Origin of the sequence: Delftia acidovorans NBRC 14950 (assembly GCF_001598795.1) — a bacterium.
Taxonomy (GTDB): Bacteria; Pseudomonadota; Gammaproteobacteria; order Burkholderiales; family Burkholderiaceae_C; genus Comamonas; species Comamonas acidovorans.
Window position 1 is genome coordinate 286,345 of the sequence record NZ_BCZP01000002.1, and the last position, 24,265, is coordinate 310,609.

Consider the following 24,265-nt stretch of genomic DNA (forward strand, 5'->3'; position numbering starts at 1 on the left):
CCCATTTTCCATTTGGAGACAAAACCATGGCTTGGTCCTTTAGACCGCGTGTTCCCGCCCTGATCCTGGGCTTGGCGGCTGCCGGCCTGCTGTCCGCAGCCAGCGCCGCACCGCTGGCCGACACCACCCGGCAGGCGGCCCGTGCCAGCCTGCATGAATGGGTCGAGGTGCTGGCCCTGCCCAACGACGCCAATGTGCCGGCCGACATCCAGAAGAACGTGGCCTGGTTTGCCAAGGCCTTCGAGCGGCGGGGCTTCGAGGTGCGGCAACTGGCCAATGGCGACAAGCCCATGCTGATGGCCACGCTGCCGTCGGCTGGGCCCGGGCGCAAGACCGTGCTGTTCTATGCCCACCTTGACGGCCAGGCCGTCAAGCCCGAGGAGTGGCAGCAGGCCAGCCCCTGGCAGGCCACGCTCAAGCAGCGCCAGCCGGACGGCCGCTGGGCCGCGCTGCCGCTGGAGCAGCTGTACGGCGAGCAGCCCGATCCGCAGTGGCGCGTGTTTGCGCGCTCGTCATCGGACGACAAGGCGCCCATCGTCATGCTGCTGGCGGCGCTGGATGCGCTCAAGGCCCAGGGCAAGCAGCCGGGCGTGGACATCAAGGTGCTGCTGGATTCCGAAGAGGAAAAGGGCTCTCCCACGCTGGGCCGCGTGATCGGCGAGAACCTGGGCGCGCTGAAGTCCGACGCCATGGTGGTGCTCGACGGTCCCATGCACGCCAGCAACCGGCCCACCCTGGTGTTCGGCAACCGGGGCATTGCCCAGGCCACGCTCACTGTCTATGGCGCCAGCCAGGAACTGCACAGCGGCCACTACGGCAACTACGCGGCCAATCCGGCCCAGACCCTGGCGCGCCTGCTGGCCAGCATGAAGGGCGATGACGGCAAGGTGCTGATCCAGGGCTACTACGACGGCATCGAGTTCGATGCGCAGGCACGCGAGGTGATGCAGGCCGTGCCCGACGACGAGGCGGCCCTGCGCAAGCGCCTGGGCATTGCGAAGGCCGAGACCGTGGGTCGCAACTACCAGGAGTCCATGCAGTACCCCTCGCTGAATGTGCGCGGCCTGCAAAGCGCCGAGGTGGGCAGCAAGGCCCGTACCGTCGTGCCCTCCGTGGCCGTGGCCGAGATCGACATGCGCACCGTGCCCGAGACGCCTCCCGAGCGGCTGGAGAAGCTGTTGCGCACCCATATCGAGGCGCAGGGCTTCCATCTGGTCGATGGCCCGCCCACGGCCGAGCAGCGTGCCAGCCACCCCAAGCTGGCCACCCTCAGGCTGGGCGGTGTATCAGCCTCCGGCTCTGCCGTTCGCACACCGTTGGACGCCCCTGTCGGCCAGTGGCTGCGCAAGGGCATGAACAAGGCCTGGGGCAGCGACCCGGTGCAGATCCGCATGATGGGCGGCACCGTGCCCACGGGCGCGGCCGTGCAGGCGCTGAAGATTCCCTTCGTCATCGTGCCCCTGGTCAATGCCGACAACAACCAGCACAGCTTTGACGAGAACATGCGCCTGGGCAACTACTTCGATGGCGTGCACAGCCTGGTGCATCTGCTGGCCGAGCCGTTCTGACAGGCGCCGGACTGGCAGCAGACAGGAGGCACTCAGCCCGCTGCAGCCGTGCGGTACGGTTCCTCGAACGGCCGGAAATCATGCTCCGCCAGTGCGCCCTGCACCCAGTCCTGCACGCCCGGCAGGGCGCGCACGCGGCGCACATAGGCGTCGATGGCCGGTGCCACGGGCAGCTCATAGGTCGCCAGGCGCATGCACACGGGGGCGAAGAAGGCATCGACGATGCTGAACTGGTCGTACAGCATGGGGCCGCTGGCCGTGGACAGCAGCGGTTGCCACAGCTTGGACAGGTGCTGCACATCGTCGCGCAGTGCGACGTTCTCTGCCCATAGCCGTGCGCCGACCTCGGGCAGCTGGGCCTCGATGTTCATCGGGCACAGCGAGCGCAGGGCGCCGAAGCCGCTGTGCATCTCGGCGCAGAGGCTGCGCGCGCGAGCGCGGTTCAGCGCCAGCGTGGGCCACAGGTGCTTTTCAGGGAATTTCTCGGCCAGGTACTCGCAGATGGCCAGGCTGTCCCAGATGGCCATGCCTTCATCCATGAGCACGGGCACGCGGCCCGAGGGCGAGAGCGCGCGGGCGCGCTGCTTGAAGGCGGACTGCTCCTCGAAGCTGTCAAAGCGCAGCATGACCTCTTCGAAAGCAATGCCGGCCTGGCGCATCAGCACCCAGGGGCGCATGGACCAGGACGAATAATTCTTGTTGCCGATATAGAGCGTGAGCATGGCCGCAACCTCCGCGATAGGCCCTACAGCTTAGCAAGCATGGCAGGAAAACCCATGTAGGAGCCGGGCGCTGCCTGAGCGCGCTCTAATGCGTGCCATGCAAAACGATAGCTCTTCTCCCCAGGCGCCAGCGGCGCGCCACACGGCTGCGCTGGTCCTGTTTTCCGGCGGCCAGGATTCGACCACCTGCCTGGCGCAGGCACTGTCGCTGTACGAGCGCGTCGAGACCCTGGGTTTTGACTACGGCCAGCGCCACAGCGTGGAAATGCAGGTGCGCCAGCAGGTGCGCGAGCGGCTGGCCAGGGACTTTCCCCAATGGGCTCCGCGCCTGGGCGATGACCATGTCCTCTCGCTGGACGTGCTGCAACAGATCGGCGGCTCCTCCCTGACCGAGGACGTGGCCTTCGCCATGCAGGCCGACGGCCTGCCCAACACCTTCGTGCCCGGCCGCAACCTGCTGTTCCTGACCCTGGCCGGCGCGCTGGCCTACCGGCGCGGCCTGTCGGTGATCGTCACCGGCGTCTGCGAGACCGACTACTCCGGCTACCCCGACTGCCGAGACGACACCATGAAGGCCATGCAGCTCGCCCTGAACCTGGGCCTGGAGCGGCGCCTGCGCATCGAAACGCCCCTGATGTGGATAGACAAGGCCCAAACCTGGAAAATGGCCCACGACCTGGGTGGCGACACCCTGGTGGACCTCATCCAGCGCGACACCCACACCTGCTACCAGGGCACGCGCGAGACGCTGCACGACTGGGGCTACGGCTGCGGAACCTGCCCCGCCTGCGACCTGCGAGCCCGCGGCTGGCATCAATGGCAGGCGCAGCGCGAGACAGCAAACTAAAGAAGCACAGCGCTAAAAACCGGCGCGGCCAAAAGCGAGGGACACCGAGCAAGGGCCGCCCCGCAGTGAGGGTGTCGTCCCCCTCCCCCGCGAAGCGGGCAGAGAGGGGGAAGGCGCGCAGCGCCTCAGGGGGTGCTTGTTCTACACCGGCCAGACGACCCCATGGTCATTCAGGATGGCGTCCAGCGGCAGGTCATGCGGCTCGGGCTCGAACTCGTCCACATAGCCGCAGCCGTAGCCCAGGCCCACGGTGAAGGGCTTGGGCTGCAGTTCGGCCAGGGTGCGGTCGTAGAAACCGCCGCCATAGCCCAGGCGGTAGCCACCAGCCGCGTAGCCCACGCAGGGCACGAACAGCAGGGTGGGGGTGAGGGTTTCGGTGTCCTTGGGCTTAGGGATGCCATAGGCATCCTCTTCCATGGGACAGCCCGGGTACCAGGCGTGAAAGCTGAGTGTCTTACGCTGCTTGTCAATCACCGGCAGTCCGATTCGGCGCCTTTGTGGGGTACCCTGTAGCTCGCCATCTTCCTTCCAGCGGTGAAGCGCGGGCAGCGGATCGAACTCTCCCTTGATCGGCCAATAGGCGCCGATCACGGTGTCGGGCCGCTGTATCAGCCAAAAGCGCATGACCTGTTGCAGCGCGTCGGCGCGCTGCAGTCGGTCAGGAAGATTGAGGCGCTGGTCTATCAAGCTGCGGCGCAGGGCTGCTTTGTCCATCAGATAATTTCCTCCATGCACTGGCTGAAGATTTTGACACCGCTTTTGGCGGCTTCCCTCTGGACCACCGCAGCCACGCCTGCGCTGGCGCAAAACCGTGGCGACGATGTCTTGCTGGAAATGCAGCAGGCCTTCCGCAAAGGCGACAAGGCCAAGCTCACGCAGCTGCTGCCTTCTGCGCGTGGCCATGTGCTCGAACCTTGGGCCGCGTACTGGGAACTCAAGGCCCGGCTGGATGAAGCCAGTGCCGATGAGGTTCTGGGGTTTTTCAAGCGCTGGCCCGGCACCTACCAGGAAGATCGGCTGCGCAACGACTGGCTGCTGCTGCTGGGGCAGCGCCGCGACTGGGGCATGTTCGACCAGGTGCATGGTGCGTTTCGCATGCGCGATGACCGCTCCGTCAGCTGCTACGCCCTGCTGATCGACAGCATCAAGGGCCAGCCTGCTGCCAACCTGGGCCAGCAGGTGCGCGACCTGTGGTGGGCCCAGCGCGACGCCGACGACGGCTGCACCTACGCCGCCGGCGAGCTGTACGCGGCCAAGCAGATCAGCGAACCCGAAGTCTGGCGCAAGGCGCGCCAGGCGGCCGAGGCCAATCGCCAAAAGGCCACGCGCGATGCGGTGGCCATCGTCGCTCCCGAGGCCTTGCCCCAGGTGGCGCAGGTCTTTGCCTCGCCCGCCAAGTACCTGGCCGGGCAGACGCGCGTGCGCGGTGCCGTGCCCAAGGAGCTGGCGCTGCTGGCGTTGATCCGCATGGCCTCCAGCGACCCGGCGGCGGCGGCCACCCAGCTGGAAGGCGGCTGGGGTGCCCGGCTGACGGCCGAGGAGAACAACTGGGCCTGGGGCGTGATCGGCAAGCAGGCAGCACTCAAGCTGCAGCCCGAGGCGGCGACCTATTTCGGCAAGGTGCGCAAGGACGGCGACCTCAGCGATGAACTGCTGGGCTGGAAGGTGCGTGCCGCGCTGCGCGCCGGCGACTGGCGCACGGTGCGCCGCGCCATTGACGCCATGGGTGCCGAGCGTACCGATCCCACCTGGACCTACTGGAAGGCGCGTGCCCTGCTGTCAGGCCGCCCCAGCGAGCAGGAGCGCTCCGAGGCGCGCCAACTGCTGGAGGACATGGCCGGCCCCGGCAGTTTCTACGAGCAGCTGGCGCTGGAGGATATCGGCCAGCGCGTGGCGGCGCCACCTCCGCCTGCGCCGCCCACGGCACAGGAGAAGGCAGCCGCCCGCGCCAACCCCAGCCTGGTGCGCGGCCTCTACGCCATCCAGAACGGCCTGCGCAGCGAAGGCGTGCGCGAATGGAACTACGCCACCAACCTGCACCAGGCCGGCGGCATGAGCGACCGCGAACTGCTGGCCGCCGCCGATCTGGCCTGCCAGCAGCAGGTCTGGGACCGCTGCATCAACACCAGCGAGCGCACCCGCAGCTTTGCCGACTGGAACCAGCGCTTTCCCATGCCTTTCCACGACACGGTGCTGGCGCGCTCGCGCTCCATCGGCCTGGACCCGGCCTACGTCTATGGCCTGATCCGCCAGGAAAGCCGCTTCATCATGGACGCCCGCTCGGGCGTGGGCGCCTCGGGCCTGATGCAGGTCATGCCGGCCACGGCCCGCTGGACGGCGCGCAAGATCGGCATGACGGACTTTTCCCCGTCCATGATCAATGACCGCGAGGTGAACATCACCATCGGCACCGCTTATCTGAAGCTGGCGCTGGACGATTTCGACGGTTCCATGGCGCTGGCTGCGGCCGGCTACAACGCCGGTCCCGGCCGCCCGCGCAACTGGCGCAACGGCCCGGTGCTCGACGCCGCCATCTGGGCCGAGAACGTTCCCTTCACCGAGACGCGCGACTACGTGAAGAAGGTGCTGTCCAACACCACCAACTACGCGGCGCTCATCACGGGCCAGCCCCAGTCGCTCAAGAGCCGCCTGGGCACCATCGGCCCCCGCGATGCAGCCACGCCCGACCCCAGCAAGGACCTGCCCTGAGCCGCACTTGACATTCCTGCGGGGTGCAGCGTCGCCTGGCGTTGCTACACTTGGTTACCGACAGGCGGGCCGCATGCCGCGGCCCCGGATACCGCAGGGGTTTCAACAATGACAACAACATGGAGCCGCGCGGCCTGGGCCGCGCTGGGTCTTGCATGGGCGTGCACGGCGGCAGCGCAGCCGGTCTACAAATGGGTGGACGCGGAAGGGCGCACGCATTACGGATCGCAACTGCCCACCGACCAAGCCGATGCCGGCCAGATCAAGGTGTCGCCCAATGGCAGCTCGGGCGCAGGCTCGGGCCGGTTTGGCGAAGAGCGCAATCCCGACGGCACGAAGAAGCTGCCCAAGCAGGTGCGCGAGATGGCGGACGGCGTGGCCAAGGGCCTGAGCAAGGTCGACTCCAAGGAGGTGCCGCTGAACTGCGCCGCCGCCGTGGACAACATCCGCAGCCAAGTGGACACCATGGTCGAGAACGGGCAGAAGAACGTCAAGGGCGGCTACATCACCCAGGCGCAGTTCGATGCAACTGCGGGCAAGTTCCGCGAGGCGCGCACCCATGCCACGGTGGCCGACTGCCAGGCCGCCACGGGCCGCTCCAAGGCCATGTACCAGTGCATGTCCAGCAGCTACAACCACCTGATCGGCTGTGCCGAGAAGCACAAACCCTGAAGCGATCCGATCCCTCAGGTCTGCGCCCACATGCGCAGCAGGTTGTGATAGTGGCCCGCGAGGCTGAGGGTTTCATCGGTCTCGCCCAGTTTTTCGCGCAGGCGCTGGATGGTCTGGTCCATCTCGAACAGCATGGCCCGGCGTGTGTCGTCACGCACCATGCTTTGCGCCCAGAAGAAGGCGCATACGCGCTCGCCCCGGGTGACGGGCTCCACGCGGTGCAGGCTGGTGGAGGGATAGAGGATCAGGTCGCCGGCCGGCAGCTTGACCTCGTGCGTGCCGTAGGTGTCCACCACGACCAGCTCGCCGCCGTCGTAGTCCTCGGGATCGCAGAGGAAGAGGGTGCAGGACACATCGGTGCGCATCCACTGCTGCGCGCCTGGCAGGCGCCGCGCCGCACCGTCCACGTGCAGGCCATAGGTTTCACTGTCCGCATAGCGGTTGAACAGCGGCGACATGGTGCGCGCGGGCAGGGCGGCACTGAAGTACAGCGCATTGGCCGCCAGCGCCTGCTCGATGATGCGGCCCTGCTCCAGTGCCACGGGCAAGTCTTCGGGCAACTGGCGGTTGCGCTTGACCCGGGCGCCCTGGCTGCCTGCCGTGGCACGGCCATCCACCCAGTCGGCGGCATCGATGGCCGAGCGGATGGCGGCAACCTGCTCGCGCGTGAGCACATGGGGAATGTGCAGCATCATGGTGTATGTCCTTGCATCGGGAAGCCTCGGCGGGGAGAGGGGCTGACGGGGGCGATGGCCGGGTGCCCGGCCCTTGCATTCAGAACTTCAGCGTCGCGACCAGTCTGGCCGAGCGTGCCGTACCCGGGATGTAGCGCGCGCCGCCGTTGTTGAGGCTGGCCACGTATTTCTTGTCGGCCAGGTTGTAGATATTGAGCTGAAGGCGCAGGTTCTTGCTGACCTCGTAGGCCATGAAGGCGTCATACACCCAGTAGGCCTGGGCGCTGGGCATATTGGTGGTGGCCTGCACGGCGGAGTTGCTGACCAGGCGTGCCATCCTGTCCATGTAGCGGGCTCCTCCGCCCAGGGTCAGTCCGTTGCCGAAGCGGTAGGTGCTCCAGCTGGTGAAGCTCAGTCTGGGCGACCAGTTCAGGTGCGCGCCGGTCTGGGAGGACGTGCCCTGCGCTATGTTGGTGTTCATGCGCGCCAGGCCGGCCGTGATGTTCCAGGCCGGTGTCATCTGGCCGACGGCGCCCAGCTCAATGCCCTTGACCTGCTTCTTGCCGTACTGGGTGACCACGCCGGTGACGCTGTCCCGGGTGCCCAGGTCATTGCGCACCGTGGTCTGGAACAGCGCGGCCGTCAGCAGCAGTCGCCTGTCCAGGATGTCCCACTTGGTGCCCATTTCCAGGTTGGTGGCCTTGGAGGGGTCCATGGCGGAGTGGTTGATGTTGCCCTCGGTGGCGCTGAGCGCGAAGTTGCTGCCGCCCGGCGGCTGCTGCGACGTCGAAATGCCGGCGTAGATGCTGCCGTACTCCACGGGCTTGAAGACCAGTCCCAGCTTGGCACTGAGCAGGCTGCCGCTGCTGCCCAACTGGGTGGTGGTCTGCGCACCCGTGCTGGCATTGGGCGCCGTGGTGTTGTCATTGGCGCTGCGGTAGCGGTCCCAGCGCAGGCCACCGTTGAGCTGCCACTGCGGGCTGAACTCGATGCTGTCGAAGGCGTACAGCGCAAGGGTCTTGGTATCGCCTTCGTTGAGCTGGCCGGTATAGCGGATGTCCTGGCCCGTGATCGCATCGCTGACGCTGGGATCGTAGAGATTGGCGGGCGCCATGGCGCCTGCGCCCGTGCGCCCCCGGGAGGTCTGCTTCTCGTAGATCAGCTCCAGGCCCGCGCTCAGCGCATGCTGCAGCCCGCCGCTCCTGAAGTTCGATGAAAGGCTGGTCTGGTTGGTGAACAACTGGTTGGATTGCCAGCGCAACTGGCGCGAGCGTGAGGCGGTCCAGGTGGCGGGGTCCGGGCGACCCACGGCGCTCGCGCCGCTTCCGTCGCTGACGATGCCCGAGGTGCCCGTGAGCAGCTGGTCGATCTTGCTGCGCCCCACGCGCGTGATGTTGCGCACCGTGGTGCCGGCCGACAGATCGTGCTCGAAGCGCACGGTTGCCTGGTTCAGCTCGGTCTTGCTGAAGTCGCCCAGGCTGCCGTAGAAGTTGGACGGGTCCACGGGGCGGACGTCCCCGAGGCCCAGTGCGGACAGTGCGCCGTTGTAGAAGCCCGGCAGTCCCACGGTGGGCACGCCGCCATCGGGCCGGTTGTCGTATTGCAGCAGTTGCATGTCGGCAAGCAAGCGTGTGGGCGTGCCCAGACCCAGGGCCAGCGATGGCGCCATGCCCATGCCCTGGTTGCGCACGAAGTCGCGGCCTGCGACACCACTGCTCTGGACCATGGCGTTCAGACGCAGGGCGGCGGTGTCGCCGAGCTGCCGGTTCAGGTCTGCGGTGGTGCGGTTGGTGTCGGCGGTGCCGGTGCCAAGGCGTATCTGCGACAGATCGCCCAGCATCGGCAGCTTGGTGCGCATGTTGATGCTGCCGGAAGGCGCGCCGCGCCCGTACTCGGAACCCGAGGCGCCCTTGACGATCTCGATGTCCTCGATGTTGAAGGTGTCGCGCACCGAACTGCCCAGGTTGCGCACGCCGTCGATGAAGATGCTGCCCGTGGTGTCGAAGCCGCGCATGAAGATGTTGTCCTTGCTGTTGGAGTTGCCGCCTTCTCCCAGCAACAGGGTCACGCCGGGCGTGTTGCGCAAGGCTTCCTGCAAGGTGGTCGCTTCCTGTTCCTCCATGACTTCACGGCGTATCACCGACAGGGTCTGGGGCGTGTCCACCAGTGGGCGGGTGAACTTTGGGGATGCTGCCTTTTGCGCCTTGTAGCCGCCGTCATGGCGGTCGCGGACCTGGACTTCCCTGAGTGTCAGGTCCAGCGGAGCTGGCGTGGTGGGCTGCGCCTGGATCTGCATCGGCAGGCTCAGTGCCATCAGCGTGGCGGCGATGCCCACGGCATGCGGCCGTGTCGCAGCCGCGCAGTGCTTGCGGCCGGTGATGTGATTGGTGTGGTGAGCCATGCCCGCCTCCCTCGCTGTGCAAGATTGAATGCTGGCTGGCGGGGGGCGGCTGGACGCGGAGCGTCGCTTGGCAGACCTGGAGCTTGCTCCTGATCAGCGTGGGCGAGAAGCCTGCAGGGGTGGCCGTGGATGGCCGGATGCCTTTGCTGATACACAAATGCTAGTCATTGTGATTTGCAAAAACTATAGGAAAGGTCTTAATTTTCTTTTTGTCTATTGGGCGGTTTGGCGACATTCAGGCATTGAGGATCCATTCCTCCTCACGCCGCGCCGCGCCGGAATGCACGAGTGCGTCCACCAGCGTGCGGCCCCAGTCGTGGGCGGAGCCGGCTGCGAAATACCGCGCATGCAGCATGCCGAAGTAGGGCGTGGCGGCCAGCCAGGCCAGCAGATCGGTGGTGCGTATGCGCTGCCAGTCCAGCAGCCGGTACTTGAGCAGCACCTTGGCCGCGTAGAGCGCGTGGCGCTCGGGGGCGCGCACAAAGCCGTCCAGGCGGCGGCGCGCCGTGTCCAGCGCGGCGGCCACGCCGGTGAAAACGCCGCCGTGGCCGGGGACGATGGTGAGCGGTGCCAGGCCTTCGATCACGTCGAGCGTGGCGGCCACCTCGTCGAAGGCGCTCAGGCCCTCGATCTCGGGGAAGACCACGCCGAAGCCGTTTTCCCAGAGCGCGTCGGCCGAGATCAGGGTGCGGCTGGCGGGCTCGAACAGGATGATGGAGTGCGGATCGTGCCCGGGCGCGGCATGGATCTGCCAGTCGCGTCCCGACAGCCGCACGCTGGTGCCGGGCTGCAGCACGCCGGTCAGCGCAAATTGCGGGCATTCCTGGCCGGTGGGCGTGTAGCTCAGTGCAGCCGGGTTCCAGTCGCGCACGAAGGCGGCCTGGCCCGGTGCGGCGTAGGTTCTGGCCTGCGGCCAGTGCGCCTGCAAGGCAGCATTGCCGCCGCAGTGATCGCTGTGCAGATGGGTGTTGAGGATGCGTGCCAGCGGTTGGCCGGCCAGCGTCTGCTCGACCAGCAGCACGGTCTGCCCGGCATGGCTGACGTAGCCGGTATCGACCACGGCAGCGCCGTCGTCCTGCGGGTCGTCTACAGGGACATCGGCATCGGCGGCGAATACGATGTTGTTGGCCGACAGCCAGCCGCGCTCCAGCACGGTCATGCCGGGGGGCAGCGCGGCGCTGTCGCTGGTTGGGGCGGAAGTTGTCATGAGGAGGTGGGCGGCTTTTGCCCGAGGCTAACAGCCGCAGGCAGCCACGGCTGACGCGTGGGCTACAGCTGCGGCCGTGCGGGTTTCAGGCGGGATCGCGTAGGGCGCGCCTGAGGATCTTGCCTACGTTGGTCTTGGGCAGTTCGTCGCGGAACTCCACCGTGCGCGGGCGCTTGTAGCCGGTGAGCTGGTCATGGCAAAAGCGCATCACCTGGTCCTCGGTCAGTGCCGGGTCGCTGCGCACCACGTAGACCTTGATGGCCTCGCCCTGGCGCTCGTCGGCCACGCCCACGGCTGCGCATTCGAGCACGCCGGGGCACATGGAGATCACGTTCTCCAGCTCGTTCGGATAGACGTTGAAGCCGCTGACCACCATCATGTCCTTCTTGCGGTCGATGATGCGGGTGAAGCCCTCCTGGTCCATCACGCCGATGTCGCCGGTGCGCATGTAGCCGTCGGCCGTGAAGGCCTTGGCGGTTTCATCGGGCTGGTTGTAGTAGCCGCGCATGACGTTGGGGCCCTTGATGCACAGCTCGCCGGCCTCTCCCATGGGCAGGTCGCGGCCTTCGTCGTCCTTGATGGCGATGGAGATGCCCGGCAGCGGCAGGCCGATGGTGCCGCTGAAGGAGGTGGTGATGACGGGGTTGTTGGTGCCGATGGCGCAGGTCTCGCTCATGCCCCAGCCTTCGATCATCACGCTGCCCGTGACCTGTTGCCACTGGCGCGCCGTGCCCTCGCTGGCGGCCATGCCCCCGGCCTGCGACACGCGCAGTTGCGAGAAGTCCAGCTCGCGGAACTGGGCGTTGTTGAGCAGGGCGTTGAACAGGGTGTTGACGGCCGGCAGGATGTGGAAGGGCCGTTTTTGCAGCACCTTGACGAACTTGGGGATGTCGCGCGGATTGGGGATCAGGCTCAGGCTGGCGCCCATGCGCATGGCAAACAGGCTCACCGTGAGCGCGAAGATGTGATACAGCGGCAGCGCCGCGATGATGTGCGTGTCCTGGGCCTTCACGCGGCCATGCAGCGCGGGCGTGAACCAGGCATGGGCCTGCAGCGTGGCGGCCACGATGCAGCGGTGGGTGAGCACGGCGCCCTTGGACAGGCCCGTGGTGCCGCCCGTGTACTGGAGAAAGGCCACCGAATCCAGCCCCGCCTGGCTGGGCCGCAGCTCTTTCTGGGCGCCGCGCGCCAGCGCCTGGGAGAAGGTCGTGACCTCGCGCACTGTGCCGCCCGCGCCGTCCAGCGGCAGGCTGTAGGCCGGCACCATCTTGGCCAGGTGGCGCACGGCGAAGGTGATCCAGCTGCCGTACATGCCGCCCAGCAGATCGCCCATGGCCGTGACGCAGACATGGCGTATGGCGCTGCGCTCGATCACGTCGGCCAGGGTGTGGGCGAAGTTCTCCAGGATGATGATGGCCGTGGCGCCCGAGTCCTTGAGCTGGTGCTCCAGCTCGCGCGGGGTGTACAGCGGATTGACGTTGACGCAGGTGTAGCCGGCGCGCAGCACGGCCGCCATGCTGACGGCGAACTGCGGCACATTGGGCAGCATGATGGCCACGCGCGCATCGGGCTCCAGGCCCAGTCCCTGCAGCCAGGCGCCCAGGCGGGTGGACAGCTGGTCCAGCTCGCGGTAGCTCATCCAGCGGTCCATGCAGACCGAGAAGGGCAGGTCCGCATGCTGGGTGAAGGCCTCCTCCAGCAGGTGTGTGAGCGAGCGGTATTGCTCGGGATGCACCTCGTGAGGCACATCGGCGGGATAGTTCTTGAGCCAGGGCGCAGCGTCCATGCAGGGTACCTTGGGTTGCTGGGAAGACAGGGGGACAGCGAAGTTGCAGGCGCCGGTCGGCCGGCCACCGCTGCGGCCGATTCTGGTCAGGCGGGTGCTTTGCGGTCTACACGGGGTTGTCCTAGGGCCTGTGCTACGTTGGCTTCTTTTTTCATTGGGGACGGGCTGCCGTGAACGCACGCATTCTGCAAATGGTGGCGCTGGGCACGCTGGCGGGCGCCGCGGCCTGGCTGGCATGGTGGTGGCCGCGTTCACCCGGGCTGGCGCTGGCGGGGGCGCTGCTGGGCCTGTGCTGGCCGGGCCTGCACCTGGGCCTGCAGATGCTGCTGATGCGCCGCGTGGTGCGCAAGGCGGGCGCGCCCGTTCCGTCATGGCGCACGGTGGCGGCAGCCTGGCTGGCCGAGTGGCGGTTGGCCGTGCAGGTGTTTGGCTGGCAGCTGCCGTTTCGCGCCCGTGCCGAGGCCAATGGCTGGCCTGAGGGCGGCACCACCGGCCAAGTGGGTGCGATGGGCCAGGTGGGCGTGGTGCTGGTCCACGGATTCTTTTGCAACCGCGCGGTCTGGGCGCCCTGGCTGCGGCGGCTCAAGGACGGCGGCATTGCCTGCGCGGCCATGACGCTGGAGCCGGCGCATGGCGCATCCATCGACGCCATGGTGGCCGACCTTGATGTCTGCGCGCGCCGCATGGCCCAGGCCACCGGGCGCGCTCCGCTGATCGTGGCGCATAGCATGGGCGGCCTGGTGGTGCGGGCCTGGCTGGGGCAACTGTCGGTGCAGGAGCGCCCGCAACTGGCGGCCCATGTGGTGACGCTGGCTACCCCGCACCGTGGCACCTGGATGGCGCGCTTCGCCCATGGCCTGCCGGCGCTGCAGATGCGCACGGACAGCCCCTGGTTGCAGCGCCTGGGGCCGCCGCCCTCGGACGTGTCCTTCAGCTGCTGGTGGAGCTGCTGCGACAACATCGTCTTTCCATCGCCCGTGGCCACGCTGCCGGGGCAGGATGCGCACCGCCTGGACGATGTAGCCCATGTGCAGCTGGTGTTCGACGAGCGCGTCTGGCGCTTTTGCCTGGCGCTGCGCGAGCGGCTTCAGGCTGCAGATTCCTGCAGCGCCGATTCCTACAGAGCGACCTCGCCCGGCAGCAGCGCATCTGCCGCGACGGTGGGCTGATCGCGCAGCTGGCGGTACAGCGGCTCGAAATCGGCGGCCGTGAGGTCGAACAGCTGCTGCAGGTTGTCGATCACGAAGTAGGTGTGCTGGTAGCTGTCGATCTTGTAGAGCGTGCGCATGGCGCGCTCCAGCGACAGCGGCAGGCGCTGCGGCTCGGGGCTGCGCACCGAGTAGTTGAGTTCGCCCGATGAACTGAGAATGCCCGCGCCATAGGCGCGCAGGCCGCCCTGCTCGCGGATCAGGCCGAACTCGATGGTGTACCAGTACAGGCGCGACAGCATCTCGCAGGCACCCAGCTCGGCCGCCTTGAGCCCGCCCTGGCCGTAGGCCTGGATGTAGTCGGCGATGACGGGGTTGAACAGCAGCGGCACATGGCCGAAGAGGTCGTGGAAGACATCGGGCTCGACGATGTACTCGAACTCCTCGGGCTTGCGGATCCAGTCCGTGACCGGGAATTTGCGGTTGGCCAGCAGCGAGAAGAAGGGCACCTCGGGAATCAGCCCGGGCACGCCGACGATCTCCCAGCCCGTGGCGCGGCGCAGGCGCTCGTTGACTTCCTCGAAGCGCGGAATGCGGTCCTTGGCGCCCAGCGAGGGCAGGGCGTCGATGAAGTGCTGGCTTGCCAGGCCCGGCAGCAGGGCGGACTGGCGCTCGTACAGGCGCCGGTAGGTGTCGTGGTCGGCCTCGGTGTAGGCGTCGTAGTCCTGCGCGCAGGTGTAGTCGTCGCTGGCGCGGCTGTAGTCGCCGCGCGGGGGGCGGTCGGCCTGGCCGTAGACCACGGGTGCCACACCGGGGGCGTGGGCGTGGGACGAGGTGGGGGTCGCTGCGGTGCTCATCATGGTGCTCTCCAAGGATCTTGTCATTGCCGCCCCGGGCCGGGGGCAGGCAAGGCACCTGCGCGGCTCAGAGCTGGCGGATTCGGGCGGCCTGTACCAGCAGGCCGTATTTGCTGTGCTCGGAGCGCACAAAGCGCGCGAACTCCTGCAGTTGCAGTTCTTCGGGCAGCACGCCCATGGCGGACAGGGTGTCCTGCACCGGGCGGCTGCGCATGGCCTGCGAGAACGCGGCGGCATGGCGCTGCGCCTGTTCCGCGGGCCAGCTGGCCGGCGCAAACAGGCCGAACCAGTTGGCCATGTTGAAGCCCTGCACCGTGTCGTTGAGGCTGGGCACCTCGGGCAGCAGGGGCGCGCGCTCCAGCGTGGTCACGGCCAGGGCCTGCAGTCGCCCTGCGCGGATATGCGGCAGCGAAGACGCCAGGCTGTCGAACAGCAGGTCGGCCGAGCCGTCGAGCAGGGCCGACAGTGCCGGCTGCGTGCCGCCGAAGGGCAGGTGCAGCAGCGGCAGCCGCGTGAGCATCTGGTACATCTCGCCCGACAGGTGGCCGCTGCTGCCCGGCCCGCCCGAGGCATAGCGCAGCGGCTGGCGGTGCTTGGCAAGAAAGCGCTGCAGGTCCAGCGGCGTGCGTATGCGCCACTGGCGTGCCAGATCGCTGCGCATGACCAGCACATTGGGCATGCGCGCCACCAGCACCAGCGGCTGGAAGTCGCGCAGCGGGTCGTAGCCCAGCTGGGGCTGCAGCCAGGGCAGCACGGCATGGGTGGCGGCCGCGCCCATCAGCAGCAAGCGGTCCTGGGCCGTGGCCTGGGCCACCATGTTGGAGCCCTTGGCGCCGCCGTCGCCCGGCACATAGAGGATTTGGATGGCTCCCAGCTTCGCGGTGCTGGCCTCCACCAGCGGCCGTGCCGTGCGGTCCAGCGGGCCGCCGGCCGCATAGGGAACGATCAGGGTCAGGGAGTCGGACTTCGCATCGCGCGCCTGGGCGGCGGAGGGCTGCTGGGCCTGCGCCGCCGCAGGCAGCCAGGGCAGGGCGGCCAGTGCTGCCAGCAGGCTGCGCCGCGCCAACCGGGCCGACAGCTGCGGGCCGGCTGGCGCAGGCGCTCGGGCATGGCGTGACATGGCGCGGTTGGCGTCGTGGCGGGGCGTCATGGCGTGAAGCGAAATGGAGGCGATCCCCGCAGTATAGGCAGCGTGGGCAGGCCGGAAGGCGTGGACGAGGCATGTCCCGTTGGCGCTTGACTGTTTGCGCGCAGGCCTGGGCGGCAGCCTGGTTCAGCGGGGCATTCATGGGGATCTCCGGCCAGTTCAATGCAGGACAGTCGGACGGGCGCCATGGCCGGCGCCTGCGTCTTCTCGATCGGTGCTGTCACTGTAGGCGGGAGGGGCTTCAGCTTTTTGCCGTTTGCCCGTGGAGGGAAAATGCGAAATGCATGAAAATTGCGGAATTCTTTCGTTTATCGCAATTTAACTGGTTAATTCGGGTTAACCCTGAAGAAATCCGTACTTATTTACGAGTCCACCGCCATGAGCGCCACGCACAACATCGACAAACTGGATCGGGCCATTTTGCGCCGTCTGCAGGCCAACGGCCGGGAAACCTATGACGTCATCGGGGAGCAGGTCGGCCTCTCTCCCAGCGCCGTGCTGCGCCGGGTCAAGCGCCTGGAAGACGGCGGTGTGATCGATCGCTACGTGGCCCTGGTCCAGCCCGAGACGGTGGGCCTGGGGCTGACCGCCTATCTCAACGTGCGCCTGGAAAAGTACACCGAGACCAGCAAGCGCAACCCCATGGACGTGTTCCGCGCCAGCGTGCAGACTTGGCCCGAGGTGGTGGAATGCGTGTCACTGACCGGCGAAATGGACTACCTGATGCGCGTGGTCGTGGCCGATATGCAGCACTACACGCGCTTCGTCATGGACACCTTGCTCAAGCACCCCAGCGTGCAGGACTGCAAGACCAGCTTCGTGATGGACCGGGTGAAGGTGACCACGGCGGTGCCTCTGTAGCCACGAAGGCTCGGACAGGGGCCTGGCCGTCGATAGGTGCAGGGAGGGAAAATTGGTTTGCATGCCAAAACCTTACGGTTTTGTTGCATTGCAATATCTCCGTTGCTCGACATCGGGTTTTTACCTATATTTGAGCCATGAATGCATCCAAAGACTGGTTGAAGGCGTCCTGGCAGGCCGGCCGGGACATGTTGCGTGCGAGCGCAGGCCAGCCGCACCGTCCCGATGGGCGCTCCGCGTCCATGGTGCCCATTCGCTCGCTGGGCCCGTCCCACCGCGAGCGCGTGGTGGCGCATTTGCTCAAGCTCGATGAAGGTGACCGCTACCTGCGCTTCGGCTATGCCGCCAGCGACGAGCAGGTCCGCCGCTATGCCATGCAGCTCGACTTCGAGCGCGATGACATCTTCGGCATCTACAACCGCCGTCTCGAACTGATCGCCATGGCGCACCTGGCCTTTGCCTCGCATCCCGAGCACAAGAGCTGCGCCGAATTCGGCGTCTCCGTGCTCAAGCAGGCACGTGGCCGTGGCTATGGCGGGCGCCTGTTCAACCGCGCCGTGATCCATGCACGCACCAAGGGCGTGTCCATGATGTTCATCCACGCGCTGTCGGAGAACACGGCCATGCTCAGGATTGCGCGCAAGGCCGGCGCCACCATCAAGCGCGACGGCTCCGAATCCGAGGCCTACCTGCAACTGCCGCCCGCCGGCATCGACACGCACATGGCGTCTCTGATGACCGAGCACATCGGCGAGGTGGACTACCAGTTCAAGAAGCAGGCCAAGCAGTTCTGGGATTTCCTGGCCGACGTGCAGGAAATCCGCCGTGGCGTGCAGGATGGCCGCCACCAGGCCGGCGAATAAGCGCAAAACGCCGCAAGGGGATTTGGCGCAGCGCATGCAGGGGTGACGGAGCAATCCGCTATCCTTGCAGCTTGTTTCACTACCGCACGTCCTGCACTCCAAGACAGTGTCCGACCCCCATCCTGCGCGCTCTTCCGAGAAGGAAAGCAAGCGAAGCTTCCTGCAAAAGGTGGCCGAGTTCATTCACCCGGCCCCCGACTCTCCCGACGAGCTGATCGAGACCCTGGCCGACGCCGAGGACAATCAGGTCATCGGCCCCGAGTCGCGCGTCATGCTCGAACGCGTGATCCGCATGGCCGACATGACGGCCGGCGACGTCATGGTCGCAGCCCCTCGCATGGACCTGGTCAACATCGACGCGCCGTTCGATGAATTGCTGCACCAGGTCATCACCACGGCCCATTCGCGCTTCCCGGTCTACCAGGGCGAGCGCGAGAACATCATCGGCATCCTGCTGGCCAAGGACCTGCTCAAGCTGCAGCGTTCGCCGGACCTGAACATCCGCGCCCTGCTGCGCCCCGCCGCCTTCGTGCCGGAGAGCAAGGGCCTGAACGATCTGCTGCGCGAGTTCCGGGGCAACCGCAACCACCTCGCCGTGGTCATCGACGAGTTCGGCCGCGTGGCGGGCCTTGTGACCATCGAGGACGTGCTGGAGGAAATCGTCGGCGAGATCGAGGACGAGTTCGACATCCCCGAGGACGAGGGCGACATCTTCGCCCTGGCCGACAACAGCTACCGCGTGGCGGGCGACACCACCATCGAGCATGTCAACGAGACCTTCGAGGTCGCCCTGCATGCCCGCGATCCCGACGATGAGTTCGACACCATCGGCGGCCTGATCGCCCACGAAATGGGCCATGTGCCCAAGCGCGGCGAGCAGATCCATCTGGCGGGCCTGGAATTCACCGTGCTGCACACCAAGGGCGGCGCCGTGCGCTGGTTCAAGGTGGTGCGCGATCCCGCCGCCGACAGCCTGCTGCGCAGCTGAGGCTGCGGCTGAACCTGCCCTTGGCTGGACCTCTCTCACCCGAGACCTACCTCTTTTTGCGCACAACCGGCCGATGCCCCTGTCCAGTTCTTCCGCTTTCTCGCAAGACGGCCGGCGCATGGGCCGGTTCGCCCATGGGGTGCTGCTGCTTGTGGCCGGTGCGGCGCAGGCCCTGTCACTGGCCTGGCCCTGGGCGCGCGGGCAAGGTGACGGGCCGCTGAGCCTCATCGGCGGCTATGGCCGCCCGCTGTGGTGGCTGCAGATTCTGTCGCTGGCCGTGCTGGCGCGCGCCCTGCAGACGGCGCAGCGTCCGGCCCAGGCGGCAGGGCGTGCCATGCTGTTCGCCACGGCCTGGCTGGTGGCCACCTTCTGGTGGTTGTTCATCTCCATGCATGTCTATGGCGGCCTGCCTGCGCCGCTGGCCGTTGCCGCCGTACTGGCGCTTGCGGCGTTTCTGGGCAGCTACTACGCGGTGGCCGCCTGGGGTTGGCAAAGGCTGCGCCCTGCTGGTGCGGCGGGTGGCGCGCTGCTGTTTTCCGCCGTCTGGCTGCTGGCCGAGCTGGCGCGTGGCTGGCTGTGGACCGGCTTTCCCTGGGGCGCGGGCGGTTATGCCCATGTGGAAGGCCCCTTGTCCGTGCTGCCGCGCTGGATTGGCGTCTATGGCACGGGCGCCGTGGCGGCCTGGCTGGCATATGGGCTGTCGTATGGGCTGGCTGCCTTGCTGGACAGACAGCGTCTCCGGCCCGTCCGCCTGGTGGCCACTGCAGCGGCACTGGTCCTGGCCTGGGGCGGGCTGTGGTGGCTTCGCGATGCCGCCATCAATGCACCGTCGGCCGAACGGCCGGCGCTGAGCGTGGCCTTGCTGCAGGGCAATATCCCGCAGGATGAGAAGTTCGAGGCCGGCAGCGGCATTCCGCTGGCGCTGGGCTGGTACGGGCGCGAGCTGCGCGCGGCCACCGCGCAACTGGTCGTGGCGCCTGAGACGGCCGTTCCCCTGCTGCCCCAGCAACTGCCCGAGGAATACCTGGACCTGCTGCGCGAACCGTATCTGAAGAAGGACGGCCGGCAGGCTGCGCTGCTGGGAATTCCCCTGGGGTCGGAAGAGACCGGCTACACGAACTCGGTCGTGGGCTGGCAGCCCGGCCAGATCCAGGACTACCAATACGACAAGCACCATCTGGTGCCCTTCGGGGAGTTCATCCCGCCGCTGTTCCGCTGGTTCACGCAGATGATGAACATACCGCTGGGCGACTTCAACCGCGGCGCGCTGGGCCAGCCCTCCATGGCCTGGGCCGGCGAGCGTCTGTCGCCCAACATCTGCTACGAGGATTTGTTTGGCGAGGAGCTGGGTGCGCATTTTGGCAACGCGGCGACGGCGCCGACGGTGCTGGTGAATTTCAGCAACATCGGATGGTTTGGCGACAGCGTGGCCATCGACCAGCATCTGGCCATCAGCCGCATGCGCGCGCTGGAATTCGAGCGCCCCATGCTGCGCGCCACCAACACCGGCGCCACGGTTGCCATCGACCACCGGGGTGTGGTCACGCAGGCGCTGGTGCCTTACGAGCGCGCCGTGCTGCAGGCCAGCGTGCAGGGGCGCGAGGCCTTGACGCCATTCGCACGCTGGGTACACGCGGCAGGTCTGGTGCCGCTGTGCCTGGCTGCCTTGGCGGTGCTGGCGGTGGCGTGGATCAGGCGCCGCAAGCGGCCGGTCCAGGGCCTGTAGCCAAGGCCCGCGACCTGGGTCGGCGTGGCTTTTGTGGCAGAGTTTTGATGCGGCCTCGGGGTTTTGTTGCAGTCTGGCAACGTTCAACCCCGATAATGCGCGGCTGCATGGTCCGCTGCGGGCCGCACCCATTCAGAGATAGAGGTGGCGTCAGTGCCGCCGTGGAGCAAGTTAGACAATGGCCGATTCTTTTTCGTATGAGCAACTGATCGCTTCGGGCGAAGGCAAGCTGTTTTCCGCAGACAGCGGACGTCTTCCCCTGCCTCCCATGTTGATGTTCGACCGCATCACGCACATCGACACCGATGGTGGCGCCCACGGCCTGGGCAAGATCGTCGCCGAGCTCGACATCAAGCCTGATCTCTGGTTCTTCGATTGCCATTTCCGGGGCGATCCCGTCATGCCCGGCTGCCTGGGCCTGGACGCCATGTGGCAGTTGATCGGCTTTTACCTGACCTGGCTGCGCCTTCCCGGCCGCGGCCGCGCCCTGGGCGCCGGTGAGGTCAAGTTCACGGGCGAAGTGGGTCCTGACGTCAAGCTGGTGACCTACGAAATCAACATCAAGCGCGTGATCAAGCGCAAGCTCAACATGGCCATCGGCGATGCACGCCTGCTGGCCGATGGCAAGGAAATCTACGTGGCCAATGACCTGCGCGTGGGTCTGTTCCTGCGCGAGGGTGAAGGCCAGGGAACGGCAGCATGACCAAACGTCGCGTAGTCATCACCGGCGCGGGCATTGTCTCGTGCATCGGCAACGACCTCGATACCGTGGAGACCTCGCTGCGCGAGGGCCGCACGGGCATCAAGGCCATGCCGAAGTTCACCGAACTGGGCATGCGCAGCCAGGTGGCCGGTGTGCCGGAGATCGACGTCGAGGCACGGATCGATCGCAAGCAGCTGCGCTTCATGGGCGATGCGGCAGCCTATGCGCAGATCGCGCTGGAAGATGCCATCGCCCAGGCCGGCCTGGCTCCCGAGCAGGTCAGCCATCCGCGCACGGGCCTGATCATGGGCTCGGGCGGCGGCTCGCCGGCCAACCAGATCGAGGCGGCTGACACATTGCGCGAGAAGGGCATTCGCCGCGTCGGTCCCTACCAGGTCACGCGCTGCATGAGCTCCACGGTGTCCGCCTGCCTGGCGACCAATTTCAAGGTCAAGGGCATCAACTACTCCATCACCTCGGCCTGTTCCACCTCGGCGCACTGCATCGGTGCTGCGGCACAGCAGATTGCCTGGGGCATGCAGGACGTGATGTTTGCCGGTGGCGGCGAAGAGCTGTCCTGGGGCATGGCCCTGCTGTTCGACGGCATGGGTGCCATGTCCAGCAAGCACAACGACCAGCCCGAAAAGGCTTCGCGCGCCTATGACGCCAACCGCGACGGTTTCGTGATCGCAGGCGGCGGCGGTGCCGTGGTTCTGGAAAGCCTGGAGCACGCCCAGGCCCGGGGTGCGAACATCCTGGCCGAAGTCGTGGGCTTTGGCGCCACCAGCGATGGCGAGGACATGGTCGCGCCATCGGGCGACGGAGCCATCGCCTGCATGCAGCAGGCCCTTGAAGGCATCGAAGGCGGCGTGGACTACATCAACACCCACGGCACCTCCACGCCTGTGGGCGACATGCAGGAAGTGCGCGCCATGCGCGCGCTGTTCGGCGACCAGGTGCCGCCGTTCTCCTCCACCAAGTCGCTGACCGGCCACTCGCTGGGCGCGACCGGCGTGCAGGAAGCCATCTACTGCATGATCATGATGAACAAGGGCTTCATCGCAGGCTCGGTCAACGTGGACACGCCCGATCCGGCACTGGGCGACATGCCCCTGGTCACCCGCACGCGCGATGCCCGACTGAACACCGTGCTGTCCAACAGCTTCGGCTTTGGCGGCACGAACGCCTCGCTGGTGCTGCGCCGCTGGCAGGGCCAGTGAACACGCCCTGGTGTGTAAAAGGCGTGTCCTGAAGGAAAAAGCCCGCCTCCTGCGGGCTTTTTTACTGGCGAGCGCCGACAATGCCCAGGCCGGGCGGGAGGCTGCACCCCATGCTGCTGCAGAATCCTCGCCCCAAGAACAATGAAATTTTTGCAAGGTTGAACCATGATTCTTGTCACAGGCGGCGCCGGCTTCATCGGTGCCAATTTCGTGCTGGACTGGCTGGCTGCCGGCGATGAGCCGGTACTCAACGTGGACAAGCTCACCTACGCCGGCAACCTCAAAAGCCTGGAGAGCCTGCAAGGCGATGCGCGCCATGTGTTCGTGCAGGCCGACATCGGCGACGGCCAGACCCTGGCCCGCCTGCTGGCCGAGCACAGGCCGCGCGCCGTGGTCAACTTCGCGGCCGAGAGCCATGTGGACCGCTCCATCCATGGCCCCGAGGACTTCATTCAGACCAACGTGGTCGGCACCTTCCGCCTGCTCGAAGCCGTGCGCGGCTACTGGAGCGCGCTGGATGCCGAGGCCAAGGCGGCCTTCCGCTTCCTGCATGTCTCCACTGACGAGGTCTACGGCAGCCTGGCGCCTGCGGCACCGGCCTTCACCGAAGACCACCTCTACGAGCCCAACAGCCCGTACTCGGCCAGCAAGGCCGCCAGCGACCACCTGGTGCGCGCCTGGCACCACACCTACGGCCTGCCCGTGCTGACGACCAACTGCAGCAACAACTACGGCCCGCTGCACTTCCCCGAGAAGCTGATCCCGCTGATGATCGTCAACGCCCTGGCCGGCAAGCCGCTGCCCATCTATGGCGACGGCATGCAGGTGCGCGACTGGCTCTATGTGCGCGACCACTGCAGCGCCATCCGCCGCGTGCTGGAGGCCGGCAGGCTGGGCGACACCTACAACGTGGGCGGCTGGAACGAGAAGCCCAACGTCGAGATCGTGAACACGGTCTGCGCGCTGCTCGACGAGCTGCGCCCCAAGGCCGATGGCACCAGCTACAGCGCACAGATCACCTATGTGAAGGACCGGCCCGGCCATGACCGGCGCTATGCCATCGACGCGCGCAAGCTCGAGCGTGAACTGGGCTGGAAGCCTGCCGAGACCTTCGAGACCGGCATCCGCAAGACCGTGCAGTGGTACCTGGACAACCCCGAATGGGTGGCCGATGTGCAGTCCGGCGCCTACCGCGAATGGGTCAGCCGCCAGTACACGGAGGGAGCCGGCGCATGAAGCTGCTGCTGCTGGGCCGCAATGGCCAGGTGGGCTGGGAGCTGCAGCGCAGCCTGGCTCCACTGGGCGAACTGATTGCGCTGGACCGCCAGGGCGGCGCCGGTGGCCAGGGCCTGTGCGGCGATCTCTCGCGCCTCGATGAGCTTGCACGCACCGTGCGCGCTCTGCGCCCCGATGTCATCGTCAATGCCGCGGCCCACACGGCCGTGGACAAGGCCGAAAGCGAGCCTGACCAGGCGCGGCTGCTCAACGCGCTGGCACCCCAGGTGCTGGCCCGCGAGGCGGCGCAGACCGGTGCGCTGCTGGTGCACTACAGCACGGACTACGTCTTCGACGGCAGCGGCAGCGCCGCGCGTACGGAGACCGAGGCCACGGCGCCGCTGTCCGTCTATGGCAGCAGCAAGCTCGAAGGCGAGCAACTGATCCAGGCTTCGGGCTGCCGCCACCTGATCTTTCGCACCAGTTGGGTCTATGCGGCGCGCGGTGGCAACTTCGCCAAGACCATGCTGCGCCTGGCCCAGGAGCGCGAGGCGCTGAGCGTGATCGACGACCAATGGGGCGCACCGACGGGCGCGGACCTCATCGCCGACGTCACGGCCCATGCCATTCGCCAGCTGCAGCGCCAACCCGGCGACCAGGGCCTGTACCACCTGGTGGCCGGTGGCGAGACCACCTGGCACGCCTACGCCAGCCATGTGATCGCCAAGGCGCGCGAACTCGCGCCCGAACGCCCCTGGAAGGTGCAGCGCATAGCTGCCGTGCCCACCAGCGCCTTTCCCACCCCGGCGCAGCGTCCGCACAATTCCCGGCTGAACACCGACCGGCTGCAGCAGACCTTCGGCCTGCGCCTGCTGCACTGGCAAGCCGGCGTGGACCGCATGCTGCAGGAAATCATCTGAGCGCGGCTGCGCGCTCCAGTAAGAACCCCAG

The 24,265-nt window shown here is 67.0% G+C and carries 21 protein-coding genes; 13 read left to right on the forward strand and 8 right to left on the reverse strand.

Annotated elements, in window-relative coordinates:
* Positions 1 to 26 precede the first annotated feature (26 nt).
* Positions 27 to 1,568: a M20/M25/M40 family metallo-hydrolase gene (locus DA1_RS03970; protein ID WP_034390206.1), complete on the forward strand. Its 1,542-nt coding sequence runs from the start codon at positions 27 to 29 to the stop codon at positions 1,566 to 1,568.
* A gap of 32 nt (positions 1,569 to 1,600) precedes the next feature.
* Here DA1_RS03970 and DA1_RS03975 read toward each other — a convergent pair whose 3' ends face one another.
* On the reverse strand, positions 1,601 to 2,290 hold the full coding sequence (locus tag DA1_RS03975) for a glutathione S-transferase family protein (RefSeq protein WP_034390209.1): 690 nt from the start codon (positions 2,288 to 2,290) through the stop codon (positions 1,601 to 1,603).
* Between the two features lie 97 nt (positions 2,291 to 2,387).
* On the opposite strand from DA1_RS03975, the gene queC reads away from it, so the two are divergent.
* Positions 2,388 to 3,137, forward strand: a complete 750-nt coding sequence (gene queC, locus DA1_RS03980) for a 7-cyano-7-deazaguanine synthase QueC (protein ID WP_174549363.1) — start codon at positions 2,388 to 2,390, stop codon at positions 3,135 to 3,137.
* Positions 3,138 to 3,278: 141 nt separating this feature from the next.
* Here the strand turns inward: queC and DA1_RS03985 are convergent, their stop codons facing one another.
* On the reverse strand, positions 3,279 to 3,851 hold the full coding sequence (locus DA1_RS03985; protein ID WP_012203191.1) for a 5-formyltetrahydrofolate cyclo-ligase: 573 nt from the start codon (positions 3,849 to 3,851) through the stop codon (positions 3,279 to 3,281).
* Between the two features lie 15 nt (positions 3,852 to 3,866).
* Here DA1_RS03985 and DA1_RS03990 point away from each other — a divergent pair, with 15 nt between their 5' ends.
* Both DA1_RS03990 and DA1_RS03995 read left to right on the forward strand, forming a co-directional pair.
* Positions 3,867 to 5,846 (forward strand): lytic transglycosylase domain-containing protein, encoded by a 1,980-nt coding sequence (locus tag DA1_RS03990; RefSeq protein WP_034390212.1) that lies wholly within the window; start codon positions 3,867 to 3,869, stop codon positions 5,844 to 5,846.
* A gap of 108 nt (positions 5,847 to 5,954) precedes the next feature.
* Positions 5,955 to 6,518: a DUF4124 domain-containing protein gene (locus tag DA1_RS03995; protein ID WP_012203193.1), complete on the forward strand. Its 564-nt coding sequence runs from the start codon at positions 5,955 to 5,957 to the stop codon at positions 6,516 to 6,518.
* A gap of 14 nt (positions 6,519 to 6,532) precedes the next feature.
* On the opposite strand, the gene DA1_RS04000 is transcribed toward DA1_RS03995, so the two are convergent.
* From DA1_RS04000 to DA1_RS04015, 4 genes are all read right to left on the reverse strand, one after another.
* Positions 6,533 to 7,213: a Fe2+-dependent dioxygenase gene (locus DA1_RS04000; protein ID WP_034390215.1), complete on the reverse strand. Its 681-nt coding sequence runs from the start codon at positions 7,211 to 7,213 to the stop codon at positions 6,533 to 6,535.
* Positions 7,214 to 7,292: 79 nt separating this feature from the next.
* Positions 7,293 to 9,593 (reverse strand): catecholate siderophore receptor Fiu, encoded by a 2,301-nt coding sequence (locus DA1_RS04005; RefSeq protein ID WP_034390217.1) that lies wholly within the window; start codon positions 9,591 to 9,593, stop codon positions 7,293 to 7,295.
* A gap of 235 nt (positions 9,594 to 9,828) precedes the next feature.
* A complete protein-coding gene (locus tag DA1_RS04010) occupies positions 9,829 to 10,800 on the reverse strand; it encodes an MBL fold metallo-hydrolase (RefSeq protein ID WP_034390219.1) in 972 nt (323 codons plus the stop codon).
* Positions 10,801 to 10,885: 85 nt separating this feature from the next.
* Positions 10,886 to 12,586, reverse strand: coding sequence for an AMP-binding protein (locus DA1_RS04015; RefSeq protein ID WP_034390222.1), 1,701 nt, complete (start codon positions 12,584 to 12,586; stop codon positions 10,886 to 10,888).
* 170 nt (positions 12,587 to 12,756) lie between these two features.
* Between DA1_RS04015 and DA1_RS04020 the strand changes: the two genes are divergently transcribed.
* Complete coding sequence (locus DA1_RS04020; protein ID WP_034390224.1) at positions 12,757 to 13,755, forward strand: esterase/lipase family protein; 999 nt, start codon at positions 12,757 to 12,759, stop codon at positions 13,753 to 13,755.
* Here DA1_RS04020 and phhA read toward each other — a convergent pair.
* Positions 13,704 to 14,594, reverse strand: coding sequence for a phenylalanine 4-monooxygenase (gene phhA / locus DA1_RS04025; protein WP_034390226.1), 891 nt, complete (start codon positions 14,592 to 14,594; stop codon positions 13,704 to 13,706). The genes DA1_RS04020 and phhA overlap by 52 nt on opposite strands.
* Before the next feature lie 64 nt (positions 14,595 to 14,658).
* Positions 14,659 to 15,741, reverse strand: a complete 1,083-nt coding sequence (locus tag DA1_RS04030) for a Bug family tripartite tricarboxylate transporter substrate binding protein (protein WP_080736792.1) — start codon at positions 15,739 to 15,741, stop codon at positions 14,659 to 14,661.
* 375 nt (positions 15,742 to 16,116) lie between these two features.
* Between DA1_RS04030 and DA1_RS04035 the strand changes: the two genes are divergently transcribed.
* The 8 genes from DA1_RS04035 (at position 16,117) to rfbD (ending at position 24,234) form a co-directional block, all read left to right on the forward strand.
* Positions 16,117 to 16,599, forward strand: coding sequence for an Lrp/AsnC family transcriptional regulator (locus DA1_RS04035; RefSeq protein ID WP_012203199.1), 483 nt, complete (start codon positions 16,117 to 16,119; stop codon positions 16,597 to 16,599).
* A gap of 137 nt (positions 16,600 to 16,736) precedes the next feature.
* A complete protein-coding gene (locus DA1_RS04040) occupies positions 16,737 to 17,462 on the forward strand; it encodes a GNAT family N-acetyltransferase (protein ID WP_013804260.1) in 726 nt (241 codons plus the stop codon).
* 106 nt (positions 17,463 to 17,568) lie between these two features.
* Positions 17,569 to 18,450 carry a CorC family transporter gene (locus DA1_RS04045; RefSeq protein WP_013804259.1) on the forward strand — a complete coding sequence of 294 codons (882 nt, stop codon included), beginning with the start codon at positions 17,569 to 17,571 and terminating at the stop codon, positions 18,448 to 18,450.
* A gap of 73 nt (positions 18,451 to 18,523) precedes the next feature.
* Positions 18,524 to 20,176, forward strand: coding sequence for an apolipoprotein N-acyltransferase (lnt, locus tag DA1_RS04050; RefSeq protein WP_034390229.1), 1,653 nt, complete (start codon positions 18,524 to 18,526; stop codon positions 20,174 to 20,176).
* 178 nt (positions 20,177 to 20,354) lie between these two features.
* The gene (fabA, locus tag DA1_RS04055) at positions 20,355 to 20,879 is read left to right on the forward strand and encodes a bifunctional 3-hydroxydecanoyl-ACP dehydratase/trans-2-decenoyl-ACP isomerase (RefSeq protein WP_012203203.1); all 525 of its coding nucleotides are present in this window, start codon (positions 20,355 to 20,357) and stop codon (positions 20,877 to 20,879) included.
* Entirely contained in the window at positions 20,876 to 22,099 is a 1,224-nt protein-coding gene (gene fabB, locus DA1_RS04060; protein ID WP_034390230.1) for a beta-ketoacyl-ACP synthase I, read from the forward strand. The genes fabA and fabB overlap by 4 nt, the downstream gene beginning before the upstream one ends.
* Before the next feature lie 165 nt (positions 22,100 to 22,264).
* Entirely contained in the window at positions 22,265 to 23,335 is a 1,071-nt protein-coding gene (gene rfbB, locus DA1_RS04065) for a dTDP-glucose 4,6-dehydratase (RefSeq protein ID WP_034390233.1), read from the forward strand.
* On the forward strand, positions 23,332 to 24,234 hold the full coding sequence (rfbD, locus tag DA1_RS04070; protein WP_034390236.1) for a dTDP-4-dehydrorhamnose reductase: 903 nt from the start codon (positions 23,332 to 23,334) through the stop codon (positions 24,232 to 24,234). Before rfbB ends, rfbD begins: the two co-directional genes overlap by 4 nt.
* Positions 24,235 to 24,265 lie beyond the last annotated feature (31 nt).